At 69.7% G+C, this 14,488-nt stretch carries 13 protein-coding genes; 9 read left to right on the top strand and 4 right to left on the bottom strand.

The window, feature by feature from the left end; all coding sequences use genetic code 11:
* Window positions 1-19 precede the first annotated feature (19 nt).
* From AB0B97_RS20120 to AB0B97_RS20095, 6 genes are all read left to right on the top strand, one after another.
* The gene (locus AB0B97_RS20120; RefSeq protein ID WP_357495393.1) at window positions 20-418 is read left to right on the top strand and encodes a VOC family protein; all 399 of its coding nucleotides are present in this window, start codon (window positions 20-22) and stop codon (window positions 416-418) included.
* Window positions 419-680: 262 nt separating this feature from the next.
* Entirely contained in the window at window positions 681-2,501 is a 1,821-nt protein-coding gene (locus tag AB0B97_RS20115; protein ID WP_357495391.1) for an ABC transporter ATP-binding protein, read from the top strand.
* Between the two features lie 5 nt (window positions 2,502-2,506).
* Complete coding sequence (locus AB0B97_RS20110; protein ID WP_357495700.1) at window positions 2,507-4,279, top strand: ABC transporter ATP-binding protein; 1,773 nt, start codon at window positions 2,507-2,509, stop codon at window positions 4,277-4,279.
* A gap of 23 nt (window positions 4,280-4,302) precedes the next feature.
* Window positions 4,303-5,538 (top strand): glycosyltransferase, encoded by a 1,236-nt coding sequence (locus AB0B97_RS20105; protein WP_357495389.1) that lies wholly within the window; start codon window positions 4,303-4,305, stop codon window positions 5,536-5,538.
* 48 nt (window positions 5,539-5,586) lie between these two features.
* Complete coding sequence (locus AB0B97_RS20100) at window positions 5,587-6,864, top strand: glycosyltransferase (protein WP_357495387.1); 1,278 nt, start codon at window positions 5,587-5,589, stop codon at window positions 6,862-6,864.
* Window positions 6,861-7,682 (top strand): PIG-L family deacetylase, encoded by an 822-nt coding sequence (locus tag AB0B97_RS20095; protein WP_357495385.1) that lies wholly within the window; start codon window positions 6,861-6,863, stop codon window positions 7,680-7,682. The genes AB0B97_RS20100 and AB0B97_RS20095 overlap by 4 nt, the downstream gene beginning before the upstream one ends.
* Here the strand turns inward: AB0B97_RS20095 and AB0B97_RS20090 are convergent.
* From AB0B97_RS20090 to AB0B97_RS20080, 3 genes are all read right to left on the bottom strand, one after another.
* Window positions 7,645-8,892 (bottom strand): sigma-70 family RNA polymerase sigma factor, encoded by a 1,248-nt coding sequence (locus AB0B97_RS20090; protein WP_234582946.1) that lies wholly within the window; start codon window positions 8,890-8,892, stop codon window positions 7,645-7,647. The two genes, AB0B97_RS20095 and AB0B97_RS20090, sit on opposite strands and share 38 nt — an antisense overlap.
* A 1-nt stretch (window position 8,893) precedes the next feature.
* Window positions 8,894-9,250: a YciI family protein gene (locus AB0B97_RS20085; protein ID WP_234582944.1), complete on the bottom strand. Its 357-nt coding sequence runs from the start codon at window positions 9,248-9,250 to the stop codon at window positions 8,894-8,896.
* A 114-nt stretch (window positions 9,251-9,364) separates the two neighbouring features.
* Entirely contained in the window at window positions 9,365-10,123 is a 759-nt protein-coding gene (locus tag AB0B97_RS20080) for an LLM class F420-dependent oxidoreductase (protein ID WP_234582943.1), read from the bottom strand.
* Window positions 10,124-10,358: 235 nt separating this feature from the next.
* Here AB0B97_RS20080 and AB0B97_RS20075 point away from each other — a divergent pair, with 235 nt between their 5' ends.
* Window positions 10,359-11,597 carry a cytochrome P450 gene (locus AB0B97_RS20075; protein ID WP_357495382.1) on the top strand — a complete coding sequence of 413 codons (1,239 nt, stop codon included), beginning with the start codon at window positions 10,359-10,361 and terminating at the stop codon, window positions 11,595-11,597.
* Between the two features lie 90 nt (window positions 11,598-11,687).
* On the opposite strand, the gene AB0B97_RS20070 is transcribed toward AB0B97_RS20075, so the two are convergent.
* On the bottom strand, window positions 11,688-12,428 hold the full coding sequence (locus AB0B97_RS20070; RefSeq protein WP_357495380.1) for an SDR family oxidoreductase: 741 nt from the start codon (window positions 12,426-12,428) through the stop codon (window positions 11,688-11,690).
* A gap of 248 nt (window positions 12,429-12,676) precedes the next feature.
* Here AB0B97_RS20070 and AB0B97_RS20065 point away from each other — a divergent pair, with 248 nt between their 5' ends.
* On the top strand, window positions 12,677-13,858 hold the full coding sequence (locus AB0B97_RS20065; RefSeq protein ID WP_234582939.1) for an acyl-CoA dehydrogenase: 1,182 nt from the start codon (window positions 12,677-12,679) through the stop codon (window positions 13,856-13,858).
* A gap of 206 nt (window positions 13,859-14,064) precedes the next feature.
* Window positions 14,065-14,487 carry an SgcJ/EcaC family oxidoreductase gene (locus AB0B97_RS20060; protein ID WP_234582937.1) on the top strand — a complete coding sequence of 141 codons (423 nt, stop codon included), beginning with the start codon at window positions 14,065-14,067 and terminating at the stop codon, window positions 14,485-14,487.
* The last annotated feature ends 1 nt before the right edge of the window (window position 14,488 follow it).

The raw sequence follows: 14,488 nt of genomic DNA, 5'->3' as shown, positions 1-14,488 counted from the left end.
GTCCGTGCCAGGGTGGGTCATGCCACTGAACGCACACCATCTGCGAACATCGGTCGCCGTTTCCGACATCGCGCGGGCCGTCGAGTTCTACGAGGGCAAGCTGGGGCTGGTACCGCTGTGGTCCGCGCCCAGCGCCACCATCGCCGACGGTAGCCGCATCTACGCCTCCGGTGGCGGTCCCGCCCTCAACGTGTACCAGTCGGTCACCGCCGGGAAGACCCCTGCGACGCTGGCGACGTGGTACGTCGACGACATCGACGAGATCGTCGACGAGCTGTCCTCGTCCGGCGTCGAGTTCGCCCGCTACGAGCAGATCGAACACGACCGGAAGGGGATCACCGAGCGGGCCGGCGGTGGTCGTATCGCGTGGTTCCAGGACCCGGACGGCAACACCTTCGCCATCGAAGCGGACGTCTGACCGCTGGGTGCCGCCGCGCGGGAACGGGCCCGGCTGAACTCTGACGGGCCGGAACACGGCGAGACTTCTTCAACCGTGCCGCGTTGTCCCGGGGCCGGCCGCTCCGGCCATCTTCCGTGATGGAATTCGGTCCCCGTGTCGATCTCGGCCGCTCGATGTTCGTCGAACCAGTGACAGCACCGGCGGTCGAGTAGGGAGATCGATGGACATGCGCAGCAGCCTGTGGGGCCTGATATCCGCGCGTGCGAGCATCCTCCGCCTCATGCCCAGAGCGGGCTTCGGTCTCCTCGGCGCGCTCCTCCTGCTCAACCTGTTCCTCGCCGCACTGCCGATCGCGTTCGTCGTCACGTCCAGTGTGGTGTTGGGCAAGGTGCCGGGGGCCGTGGACGGCGGTCTCGACTCGACGGCGTGGCGGGAGCTGGTGCCGGTCTTCGCGGCAGCGGCCGGCATCTTCGTGTTGCAGCAGGTGTTGGCGCCGGCCCAGCTCTCGCTGGGTGAGCTGCTGGCGCGGCGGATCGACGGCACCGTGGTGGACGACGTGATGCGGGCGTCGACGCGCAGCACCGGGGTCGGGCCGATGGAGGACCAGTCGGTCCTCGCCGACCTGCGCTACGCCGCCCGCGAGCTGGAGCACGGCCTGCAGATGTGGGGGCCGGGCAGCGCCTGCGCCGGCACTCTCGCCCTGATCGCGCGGTACGGCCAACTGGTCGGTTTTACGGCCATCATCGGCGTCGTCTACTCCTGGTGGGCGGCAGTGGCGGTGGCCGTGACAGTCCTGTGGTTCCGCAACGTGCAGCGCGGCGGCCTGCGGCGCTACGCCCACGCCCGGTTCAGCCTCATGCCCCAGCAGAACAAGGTGGAGTACGTCCGCAACCTGGCCGTGCAGCCGCCGGCGGGCAAGGAGATCCGGGTCTTCGGGCTGGCGAACTGGATGGACGGCGAGATGCGGGCGTCCTACCGCGCATGGTTCGCGCCGCTGTGGGCGGCGCGGCGGCGGGTCTACCTGTGGCCCGGCGTGTGGTCCACCGGGTTCAGCCTGCTCGCCTGCGGGGCGATCTTCGCGACGATCGGCGCCACCGCGATCAACACGCTCACGCTCACCGAGTTCGTCCTGATCATGCAGGCGGCGCTTGGTGCCATCCGGCTGTCGGTGTTCTACCCGGAGGCCGACCTGGAGACCGCGATCGGCACCGAGACCCACCGGGCGGTGCGCCGGTTCGCCGACCACATCGACAGGTACACCGTGCTGGAGCCGGCCGGCTCCGGGAGCCCGGCGCCCGAGCCGGTCAGTGAGATCCACTTCGATGACGTGTCGTTCCACTATCCGGGTCAGGACCGGCCGGTGCTCGACGGACTGGACCTGCGAATCCCCGTCGGCAGCTGCACCGCGATCGTCGGGCTCAACGGCGCGGGCAAGACGACGCTGGTGAAGCTGCTTGCACGACTCTACGAGCCCGACCGCGGGGCCGTACGTCTCGACGGCGTCGACATCCGCACGTTCGAGCTGTCGCAGTGGCGGGCCCGGCTGGCCGTGATCTTCCAGGACTACCTGCGCTACGAGTTCTCCGCCGCGGACAACGTGGCGTTCGGCGCGGTGGGCTCGGCTGACGATCGGGACGGCGTCCGGGAGGCCGTGGCGGCGATGGGCCTGACCGAGGTGGTGAACTCGCTGCCCCGCGGCCTGGACACGCCGCTGGCCACACATGTCACCGGCGGGGCCGAGCTGTCGGGCGGTCAGTGGCAGCGGCTGGCGCTGGCGCGGGCCCTGTTCGCGCTGCGGCACGGCGCGTCGGTCGTGGTGCTCGACGAACCGACAGCGAGCCTCGACGTACGCGCCGAGGCGCAGTTCTTCGATCAGTTCGCGGGGCTCACCCAGGGCGCCACCACGCTGCTGATCTCCCATCGTTTCTCGACGGTGCGGCATGCCGACAAGATCGTGGTGCTGCACGACGGCCGGGTCAGCGAGGAGGGCTCGCACGACGAGTTGCTGGCCCGCAACGGGCGCTACGCCGAGCTGTTCAGGTTGCAGGCCAACCGCTTCGCCGACAACAGCGACCCGGACCGGGACGAGGTGCTGCTGTGAGCGAGATGTTCGCAGGCGTCGGCAGGCTGCTGTCCGCGGCGTGGCGGATCGACGCGCGCAAGACGGTGGTCGCCACCTTCCTCATGCTGGCCCTGGCCGCGTCGGCCGCCCTGCTCGCCGTAGCGCTCGGCGCGATGACCGACGCGGTCATCGGCGGGGACGCGACCGAGGCCGCCGTGTTGGGCGGGGTGGTGGCCCTGCTCGCCATCCTGGCGCAGTCCTCCGGCCAGTTCGCCATGGTCGCGTACTTCGAGCTGTCCGAACTCATCGAGCTGGACCTGCACCGGGAGCTGCTGGCGGTCTCCAACGGATCTGCGGGGATCGGCCATCACGAGCGCCCGGAGCAGGCCGACGAGCTCACCGTCCTGGTCCAGGACAGCGGGCAGTTCCGCAGCAGCATGGAGTCGCTGTTCCAGGCGGCGACGATGGTGCTGTCGGTCGTCCTGGGCGCGGCGATCCTGGCGTGGCAGAGCCCGTTGCTGTTGTTGCTCCCGGTGGCCGCTGCCGTGCCGTTGTTCACCGGCCGGCTGGCCGAGAGCGCCCTGGAGCGGGCCAAGACGGCGGTCGCCGAGCCGACCCGTGTCGCGCTCAACCTCTTCCAGGCCACGACCAGCGCCCGCTACGCCGGCGAGCTGCGGGTGTTCGGCGTGGAGAAGGAACTACGGCAGCGGTACGCGAGCTTGTGGCGAACCGCCACCCGTGGTCTCTACGGCGCGCACCTGAAGGCCATGGCGCTACGGGCGGCGGGTCAGGTCGTCTTCGGTCTCGCGTACGTCGGAGCGGTGTTGCTCGTCGTCCGTAACGCGATAGCCGGGCAGCAGAGCGTCGGCGAGGTGGTCCTGGTCATCGTGCTGGCCACCCAGGTCAACCAGCAGGTGACCGGCGCCGTCACGCAGTTGCAGCAACTGCAACGCCTCGCCAACACCTATCTGCGGCTGGATCGGCTGCGCGACGCGGTCGCCGGTGCCGGGTCCCCGGCCGACCAGCCCGTCCCGGACCGGCTGGTCACCGGGATCGCCTTCGAGAACGTGAGCTTCAGCTACCCGAGCGCCGATCGGCCGTCGCTGCGTGACGTCAACCTGACGTTGGCCGCCGGCAGCACGGTGGCGATCGTCGGTGAGAACGGCGCCGGCAAGACGACACTCGTCAAGCTGCTGTGTGGCTTCTACCAGCCCACGGCCGGCCGGATCCTCATCGACGGTGTCGACCTTCGACGGCTGCCCGTCGACAGGTGGCGTGAGCGGATGGCCGCAGGCTTCCAGGACTTCGTGCGGTACGAGATCCGGGCGCTCGAGGCGATAGGTGTCGGTGACGTGGCGCGGGTGTCGGACGAGGCCGCGGTCAACGAGGCGTTGGTGAAGGCCCACTCCACCGACGTCATGCGTGCCCTGCCGGACGGCTTGTCCACCCAGCTCGGCACGTCGTACGCCGAGGGCACCGAGCTGTCCGGCGGCCAGTGGCAGAAGCTCGCCCTGGGTCGGGCGCTCATGCGCGACAACCCGATGCTGCTGCTGCTCGACGAACCCACGTCGGCCCTCGATCCGCAGGCCGAACACGAGCTGTTCGAGCGCTACGCGGAACACGCGAGGCGTACCAGCGCGCAGACCGGCGCCGTCACGGTGTTGATCTCGCACCGCTTCTCCACGGCACGGATGGCAGACAAGATCATCGTGGTCGGCGACGGGCAACTGCTCGAGGTCGGAGACCACGACACCCTGATGCGCGCCGGCGGCTCCTACGCCGAGATGTTCGCCATCCAGGCCAAGGCATACCGCTGACACGACCACGCGAGGAGAGAACCATGGGCCACCGGATCCGGGTATCCGTCATCATCGCGACCTACAACTCGGCCGACCTGCTGGCCGACACACTGCGCTACCTCGTCCGGCAGACCATCCCCACCAACGAGTTCGAGGTGATCGTCGGCGACGACGGGTCGAGCGACAACACCGCCGAGGTGGTGCGGTCCTTCGCCGACAAACTCCAGGTCAAGTACGTCTTCCAGGAGGACCGGGGATTCCGGGCCGCCGCCGCGCGCAACGCCGCGGCCCGGCTCGCCGCCGGCGCGCTGCTCATCACTCTCGACACCGGCTCGATGGTGGGTCCGGATTTCCTCGCCGCGCACCTGGCCGCCCACGAGGGCGGCGAGTCGCGGCGGGCGGTGATCGGCCTCAGCTACGGCTACAACCCCGAGGTGCCGACGGCGCGGGTGGACGAGCTTCTCGCGCAGATGCTCCCGGAGACGGCTGTGGAGCGGTTCCGCGACCTTCCCGAATTCCAGGACGTCCGCCAGTCCTACTTGACCGACTGCGAGATGGACCTGAGCAGGAGGTTGGTGGCCTGGCAGGCCTTCTGGACGTTGAACGCGTCGGTGCGGACCGACGACTTCCGCCGGGTCGGTGGCTTCGAGGAGAAGTTCGAGGGCTGGGGCGGCGAGGACATGGAGCTGGCGCTTCGGCTGCTGCGCGCCGGCCTGACGATCGAGGTCGCGCCGGAGGCATGGGTGGTGGTGGCGCCGCACGAGCGCGACCACAAGGCCAACTTCGACGCGCTCTTCGTGAACATGCGGATGTTCCTGAGCAAGTTCCCGGAGCCGATTGTCGAGATGGGCCTGGGCGTGATGATCGACAAGGGGGAGTTCTGGCACTGGGAGCAGACGTACCGTGAGCTTCTCGACTGGCAGCAGCAGGCCGGCGGCCTGAGCGTCGCCGACGAGATAGCCAAGGCCCTGGCGGACGTGCCGGACGATGAGTCGGTAGCCATCGTCGGATGCGGCGCCGAGCTGCCCGCGACGCTTACCAGCGCGGTCCTCGTCGACTTCGATGACCAGCTCCTCGACCGTGCCGTGCGGTCGGGGGACCACAGCGGCTACCACGCCGTCGGGCTGCACACGCTGCTGGCCGACGACAGCGTCGACACGGTCATCATCACCTCCCGGATGGCCGGCCTCTGGGGCACCTGGAGTGCGGAGATCCTGGCCGAGGCCGACCGGATCGGCAGGCGCACCATCTCGTACGCCGGCCCGGCGACCTCGTGAACACGTAGGCCAGTTCGAACGGCTGAACCGACCATGCGAAGGAGAACCATGGGCCACCGGCGGCGGGCATCCGTCATCATCGCGACCTACAACTCAGCTGACCTGCTGTCGGAGACCCTCCGGCAGCTCGCCCGGCAGACGATTCCCACCGACGACTTCGAGGTGATCGTCGGCGATGACGGGTCCACCGATCACACCGCGGAGGTGGTGCGGTCCTACGCCGACCTGTTGCACATCAAGTACTTCCACCAGGAGGACCGGGGGTTCCGGGTCGCGTCCGCCCGGAACGGCGCGGCCCGGATGGCGGTCGGCGCACTGCTGGTCATCCTCGACACCGGCTCGATGGTGGGTCCGGATTTCCTCGCCGCGCACCTGGCCGCCCACGGGGGCGGCGAGTCGCGGCGGGCCGTGGTGGGGCCCAGCTACGGCTACAACCCCGACGTGCCGATGGTGGGGGTGGACGAACTTCTCGCCCAGCTGCCGCCCGAGCTGGTGGTGGAGCGCTACCGCCACCTACCGGAGTTCCAGGACGTCCGTCAGCCCTACTTCGTCGGCTGCGACATGGACCTGAGGAAACGGTCGATTCCCTGGCAGGCCTTCTGGACCGGAAACTGTTCGATCCGGATGGACGACTTCCGCCGGGTCGGCGCGTTCGAGGAACGATTCCAGGGCTGGGGCGGCGAGGACATGGAGCTGGGATTCCGGCTGCACCGCGCCGGCCTGACGATCGAGCTCGCGACGGAGGCGTGGGCGGTCGTCGCGCCGCACGACCGCGACCACAAGGCCAACTTCGACGAGCTGTTCGCCAACATGCGGTTGTTCCTGAGCAAGTTCCCCGAGCCGGCTGTCGAGATGGGTCTGGCCGTGATGGTGGAGAAGGGGGAGTTCTGGCAGTGGGAGCCGATGTACCTGGAGCTCCTCGACTGGCAGCAGCGGGCGCGGGGTCTGAGCGTCTCCGACGAGATCGCCGACGCCCTGATGGACGTGCCCGACGGTGAGGCGGTCACCATCATCGGGTGCGGCGGCGAGCTGCCCGCGTCGCTGACCGGCGCGACAGTCGTCGACTTCGATCACGAACTCCTCGAACGCGCCGTGCGCTCGGGTGACCACAGCGGCTACCACGCCCTCGGGCTGGCGACGATGCTGAGCGACGACAGCGCCGGCACTGTCGTCATCACCTCCCGGATGGCGGGCCTCTGGGCCACCTGGGGCCCAGAGATCCTGGCCGAGGCCGGCCGGATCGGCCGGCGGACGATCTCGTACGCCAGCCCGGTCACCTCGCCCGCACATTCGCCGGAAATCCACTTCGAAGGGAGAGCCGCATGACAACCCTTGTCGTGTCACCGCATCTCGATGACGCGGTGCTGTCCTACGGCGGCCACCTCGTCCAGTTGGCCGACGCCGGCGAACACGTCGTCGTCTACACGGTGTTCGCCGGCAGTCCCACGCCGCCGTACTCACCGATCGCGACCACCTTCCACGACCAGTGGGCGATCGTCGGCGATCCCGTGGCGGCGCGGCGCGACGAGAACGACGCGGCCCTCGCCGCGCTCGGCATTGACCCGCCGTACCTGTGCGGCCCGTTCCTCGACTCGATCTACCGCAGGAACGCGCAGGGCGGATGGGTGATCGACGACGAGAACCCGATGGACCACCACGCCGACGACGAGGACGACCTGGTCGCCGCCGTAGCCGCCGACATCGAGCGGGTGATCGGGGAGTTCTCGGCCGACCGGGTCGTCACGTGCGCGGCCGTCGGCAATCACGTCGACCACCGGCGTACCCGCGACTCCGTCCTCGCCGCGGTGGCCAGGACGGGCTCACCGCTGTCGCTCTGGGACGACTTCCCCTACCTCGCGTGGCCGGGGGTCAACGTGATGCCGCCGCTGCCGGCGGGCGTGCGGGTGGCGGAGCCGGTGGCCGTCGCGGTCAGTGACACCGACTGGGCTCGCAAGCTCCGCGCGGTAGGTGCCTACGCGAGCCAGATCGCGATGCTGGAGAGCGGTGGCCAGACCATGAGCGAGCAGTACGCCGACGACTGCGCGAACCGCCGTGGCCAGTACGGGGTCGACGGATTCTACGAGACCGTCCGAGAGGTGCTGGCGGTCACAGATTCCGCTCCACTTCGGTCAGCCGCTCGCTGAGGAACGCGCGCTCGACGTCGTTGTCGGTGAGGGTCAGCGCCTCCTCGTAGGCCGTCCGGGCCTGCGACCACCGCCCCAGTTGGCGGAGGAAGTCGGCCCGGGCGGCACTGAGGTAGCCGTACGTGGCCAGGGCCGGGTCGGCGAGCAGGGGGTTCAGCGCGTCGAGCCCGGCCCGGGGGCCGTCGCGCAGCCCGACCGCGACGGCACGGTTGAGATCGACCACGGGCGAGGGCCAGAGCCGGAACAGGGCGTCGTAGAGCCGCACGATCTGGGCCCAGTCGGTCTCCCTCCAGCTCGGTGCCTCGGCGTGCACTGCGGCTATCGCGGCCTCCAGGGCGTACCGCGTCGGTGGCCGCCGGCGTAGCGCGTCGGCCACCAACGACCGGCCCTCGGCGATGAGCTGCCGGTCCCAGCGCGAGCGATCCTGCTCCGACAGCAGCACCAGGCGCCCGTCCGCGGACATGCGGGTGTCCTGGCGCGAGGCGTTGAGCAGCAGCAGCGCGAGAAGCGCGCTGATCTCGGCGTTGGTCGGCATGAGCAAATGCAGCATGCGGGCCAGGCTGATCGCGCTCTCCACCAGATCCTGCCGAACCAACTGGGCGCCCAGCGGTGCCGTGTGCCCGGTGGTGAAGATCAGGTGGACGACCTCGAGGACGGCGCTGACCCGCTCCTCAAGCTGGTCCGGGCCGGGCACGCGGTATGGAATGCGGGCCGCCGCGATCTTCTTCTTGGCCCGGGTGATCCGGGCTGCCATGGTCGCCGGCTGCACCAGGAACGCGCGCGCCACCTCGGGGGTGGAGAGCCCGCAGACCAGGCGCAGCGTCAGGGCGACCTGCGCCTCCCGGGCCAGGGCGGGGTGCGAGCAGGTGAAGATGAGGCGCAGCCGGTCGTCGACCAGGCCGTCCTCGGGCCCGGGAGTGGTCTCGTCGGCGACGAGCAGCGGCATCTTGCGACGGAACACGGACTCGCGGCGCAGGACGTCGCGGGCCCGGTTGCGCGCGATGGTGGTCAACCAGGCGCCCGGTCGATCGGGGACGCCGGTCTCCGTCCAGGTCTCCAGGGCCTGTGCGAACGCGTCCTGCGTGCACTCCTCGGCGAGGTCGAGGTCGCGGGTCAGATGGGCCGTGGTGCTGAACACCTGGGCCCAGTCGCGGCGGTGCGCCTGGGCGACCGCCGCGACGACCTCGTCTTTCGTCCGTGGATCGGCCACGTCAGCCGTGGTCGACCACCGGGCGGATCTCCACACCACTGTGCGAAGCGTGCACCTCGGGTAGCAGCGTCGCCATCGACAGAACCTCGTCCAGGTCGGTCGCCTCGATCAGGTAGTAGCCGCCGAGTGCTTCCTTGGTCTCCAGGAACGGACCGTCGGTCGTCTGGATCTGACCTGCCGGGTCCGAGCGCAGCGTGGTGGCCGTGGCCGTCAGCTCCAGCTGCTGGCCGTCGATGATCTGCGTGCCGGCCTTGGCGGCGAACGCCTCGTGCGCCGCGTCGTGCGCCTTCCACTGCTCGTCGGTCATCGCGTCCCACTGCTGGGGGTCGCCGTAGATGAGGATCATGTACTTGGCCATGTCTCAGGTCCTGTCGTGTGCCGGCCCCCACGGTGGTGGCCTCTACATTACGACGGGTCGCGCGGGCGGTAGATCGACAGCAGCGCCGAAAATCTGGGCCGCGCCTACCGGGGTTCAGTCCATCGCGTGTGCGAGCAGGCGGTCCAGGGGCTCGAGGTCGAACGGGGTGTCCAGGCCGAGGATGACGTGGGTGGCGCCGGCCTTGAGGTAGGCGTCGACCTCGTCCACCTCAGCCGTCTCGATCATCGTGGTGCGCTCGATCTCGGCGGGGTCGCGGCCCTGCTCGGCGCACCAGCGGTCGAGGACTGCGCTCTTGTGGGCGAAGCGCTCGGCCGAACCGAAGTCGTTCCACATGTCCGCGTACCGGGCCACGATGCGCAGGGTCACCTTCTCGCCGCCACCGCCGATCAGCAGCGGCACCCGTGCCGCCGTCGGGACCAGCGCCGCGAGGCGGGACCGCACGGTCCGCACGCCGTCCTCCAGCGCCCGCAGCCGCTCGCCGGCGCTGCCGAACCGGTAGCCGAACTCGGTGTAGTCCCGCTCGAACCAGCCGGCGCCCAGACCCAGGATCACGCGACCGTCGCTGATCTGGTCGACGGTGCCCGCCATGGCCGCGAGCAGGTCGGGGTTGCGGTAGCTGTTGCACGTCACGAGCGAGCCGAACCGGACGCGCCGGGTGTCGGCGGCGAGCGCGGCCAGCGTGGTCCAGCACTCGTAGTTCGCGCCGTCCGGGTCGCCGTAGAGCGGATAGAAGTGGTCCCAGGTCCAGACGGTGTCCACACCGAGCTCCTCCGCCGCACGCCAACCCTCGCGTAGCTGGGCCATCTCGCAGTGCTGCGGCTTGAAGAGCACCCCGACCTTGAATCGAGCCATGACCGTCTCCTCTGGATTTACGCGTTATCGAGTCGAGGATGCCCGCCACGACCCCGCAAAACCTCTTCAAAATTGCTGTTCCGACGCCATGAAGGCACACGCGGAGTGGATTTCCGCGCTCGGCAATTGAGAAGAAATATGGAGCCGGGGAGGTCATTAGGTTCAGCGGCAGATTCCGTTCTTCGCACCACCGGATTCCTGCCCGGTGCCGTGCACCGAACCATGGAGGCCCGCGATGGGTAAATGCCCGATCATGCTCGATCCTGAGGGACGTGACATTCATGCCGAGGCTGCCCGGATCCGCGCCGAGGGCCCGGTCACCCTCGTCGAGGTTCCCGGCGGCTACCACGCCTGGTGCGTCACGACGTACGACATTGGCAAGAAGCTGCTCGCCGGTGACCAGCTCTCCAAGAACGCGAAGGAGGACTGGCCCCCGTTCGTGCGCGGCGAGGTGCCGCACGACTGGGAGCTCATCACCTGGGTGGCGATGGACAACCTGACCGTCCGGGACGGCGCCGACCACGACCGGCTGCGCAAGCTGGTGTCGCACGCCTTCACGCCGCGCGAGGTCGAGAAGGCCCGCCCCCGCGTCGAGTCGATCGTGCAGCGGCTGCTGGACGACATGGAGGCCAGCACCCGACCGGGTGAGACCGTCGACATCAAGGGTCAGTTCACGTACGCGCTGACCGCCACGCTCATCTGCGACCTCTTCGGCGTGCCGGAGGAGGTGCGGGAGGAGGCGCTCAAGGGCACCAAGCAGAACAGCCTGACCAACCACACCGGCGAGATGGCGGCGGCGAACCTCGACCAGTGGCACGACGCCATGTCCAAGCTCGCCGCCCGCCGCCGTCAGGACCCGGGGGACGACCTCACCAGCGTCCTGATCGCCGCCACCGAGGACGGCGAGACGCTCTCCAACGAGGAGCTGATCGGGAGCCTGCACGTCCTGCTCGGCGCGGGCTCGGAGACGTTGAGCAACGTGCTGGCCCACTGCATCATCGACCTGAGCACCCACCGCGACCAGCTGGAGTTGATCCGCACCGGGCAGTACACCTGGATGGACGCCTTCGACGAGGCCGTCCGCAAGGACGCCGCCGTCGCCCAGCTGCCCTTCCGCTACGCGAAGGAGGACATCGACGTCGCCGGCGTCCACATCGCCAAGGGCGACCTGGTCCTGATCGCGTACGCCGGAATCGGCCGGGACCCGGCGCTGCACGGCGACACCGCCAACGACTTCGACATCACCCGGGCGGACAAGACGAACCTGTCCTTCGGGCACGGCGAGCACTACTGCCTGGGACGACCGCTGGCCACGATGCAGTCGATGGTGGCCCTGCCGGCCCTCTTCGAGCGCTTTCCCGACCTGACCCTGGCCGTGCCGCGCGAGGAACTGCCTCCGCAGGGCTCGTTCATCATGAACGGCTACGACCGGGTGCCGATGTACCTCACCGCCGCGGTCCCCGCGGTCGCCTGAGCCCCGTGCCGACCGTCATGGCGGTGGCCACCACGATGGTGGCCACCGCCATGCGTACGTCTGGTGGCTCCGAAGCGGTCCCGCGCGGGCTCAGGGCAGTCGCGTCAGGCCGGCGCCGGTCAGCAGATGCACGGTGCCGGACGGGTCCGGGTCGCCGCCGAGCCGCAGGAAGGCCGCACCCGCCGCCTCCGGCGTCAGCACCGGACGCATGGGCTCGACGAACGTCTCGGGCGGGACGCCGGCGCGCTCGGCGTACGCGTCGACAGCCGCCCGACCGAGGCCGGTCTCCGGAGTGAGCTGCGGCAGCACCGTGTGGAACGTGATGCCCAGCCCGGCGCGCGTGGCCTCCTGGGCCGCGTAGTCGGCCAGGAAGCGTACCGTCGCCTTGCCTCCGGCGTAGCCGCCGCTGAGCACGGAGCCCTTCAGCGCGGCGCCGCTGCTGGTCACGATGACCCGGCTGCCGGGCGCCAGGGGCTGGCGCAACACCTGCCGCAGCCAGAGGAACGCGATGCGCACGTCGGTGTTCCAGGGGGTGGAGAACGTCTCCCAGGTCTGCTCGGCAAGCGGCCGCAGCTCGGGTGCGGCGCCGGCCACCAGGGCGAGGACGTCCGGCGGGTTCCGGCGGAGCACGTCGAGGCTGGCCGGGTCGGTGGCGTCCGCGTCGACCAGGCTCAGGGTGCCGTGCGCGTCGGCCAGGGCGGCAAGCGGTGCGGTGTCCCGCGACAGGGCGGTCACCGTCGCGCCCGCCGCCAGGAACGCCTCGGTCACCCCGCGGCCGAGGCCACGGCTCGCGCCGACCACGAGCACCTTCCGATCGGACCAGTAACTCATCTCGCCCACCATTCATGATGCCGTCGGTCAATTGGTCACCGTAAAGCTACGATCCTGGTCGAGCCCGATCTTCTTTCAGAATGCGCGGTTCCGCACGACGCTCTGATTTGTCTTTTCCGGCCGCCGCCCAGGGGTTAACGTGACTTCCTGAATTCCCGGCAACGACCTTCAGCGCTTCATGCAGCCGCCCATTTGCGCCATCCGCTTCCCGGCGGGGGTGCGATGGGGCCGTACCAGGAGGAGACCCCGTGCAGACAACCGAGACGTCACACCGAACCGATCTGACGAAGAGGGCGGCCGACATCGTCCCGGTGCTCCGGAAGAATTCGTTGTGGCAGGAGGAGAACCGCCGGCTCGCCGACGAGAGCGTCGAGGCGATGACGGCTGCCGGAATCTTCCGGATGCGTACCGCGGCGCGTTTCGGCGGGTACGAGGCGGACGCCCACACGCTGCTGGACGTCGGCATCGAGCTGGGTCGCGGCGACGGCGCCGCGGCGTTCGACGTCGCCGCCTGGTGGATCACCTCGTGGAACGTCGGCCTGTTCCCGGACGAGGTGCAGGACGAGATCTTCGCGGACCCGGACGCCCGGATCAGTGGGACGCTGGCGCTCAACGGCACCGGCGTCCCCAAGGACGGCGGCATCGTGGTCAACGGTGAGTGGGCGTTCAACAGTGGCGCCGCGCACAGCGGGTGGAAGCTGCTCTCCACCCTGCTCATCCCGTCCGACGGCGAGCCCGAGCCGGTGATGGCCGTGGTGCCGATGAGCGCGCTGCGCATAGTGGACGACTGGCACGTCTCCGCGCTGTCCGGCACCGGCAGCGTCCGGGCCGTCGCGGAGGATGTCTTCGTGCCCGGCGCCAACGTCATGCGGATCGCCGCGTTCACCGCCGGCGAGTACGCGTCCGAGCGCAACCGGGACCTGCCGATGTTCCAGTCGCCGCTGGTCGCGGCGGTAGCGGCGTCGACCTCCGGCAAGATGATCGGCATGGCTCGTGCCGCCCAGGAGCAGTTCTACGCCCGGATCAACGAGCGGCCCATCTCCAACACCAACTACGAGCGTCAGGCGGACGCGCCGATCACGCACCTGCAGGCGGCCGACGCCGCCCTCAAGATCGACGAAGCCGAGGGGCACGCGCGCAGGCTCGCCACGCTGGTGGACGAGCGCGGTCTGACCCGGGAGCCGTGGACGATCCGCGATCGCGCGTACGCCCGTGCCGTGGCCGGTCGTGTGCCGCAGCTGACCGCCGAGGCTGTCGACATCCTGGCGGGCGCCTGTGGCGCGTCGTCCATCTACACGAGCGAGCCGATCCAGCGGATCCGGCGCGACGTCCGCGCGGTCACCCTGCACGCCCTGCATCTGCCGACGACCACCATGGAGCTCTACGGCCGGGTGCTGTGCGGCCTGGAGCCCAACACGTTCTTCATCTGACCGCTCCACCAGCTCGCGGATGTCCACCGATACGTCGGTGGGCATCCGCGCGCCTGTATCCGGGTGCTTCCGGCCTGGCCGCCGGCACTTCTCGGACGTTGCGCCCTGCCGACCCGGCGCACGCTGGAAGACGCCAGGACCGCGCGGAGCCGGCCACGATGGTCATCAGTTGCCATCAATGGACAACCGACGGAAGTGGGTAGCAGATGACCACCAACACGACGGCTCCGGTCCTGGACGGATCGGACCAGGCGGCGATCGGCGCGGTCTCGGCCCGGATGGTGAAGGCCTGGGCGGCACACGACGCCGACGCCTTTGCCGACCTGTTCGTCGAGGACGGCACGCTCATCCTGCCGGGCGTGTACGTCAAGGGCCGCGCGGCCATTCGCGACTACATGGCGGACGCCTACCAGGGCGTGTACGCCGGCACGACAGTCACCGGGAAGCCGATCGACCTCAAGCCCCTCGGGCCCGGCGCGGTCGCGCTGGTGACCGTCGGCGGGGTGATCGCGGCCGGCAGCACCGAGCTGGCCGCCGCGGACGCCATCCGGGCCTCGTGGATCCTCGTCAAGCGGGACGACGACTGGGTGCTCTCGGTCTACCAGAACTGCCCGCGTGACCCAGCCTGAG

Origin of the sequence: Micromonospora sp. NPDC049004, from assembly GCF_040649315.1 — a bacterium.
Taxonomy (GTDB): Bacteria; Actinomycetota; Actinomycetes; order Mycobacteriales; family Micromonosporaceae; genus Micromonospora.
The sequence above is the reverse complement of the archived record's forward strand: the minus strand, read 5'-3'. Positions and strand labels throughout refer to the sequence as shown.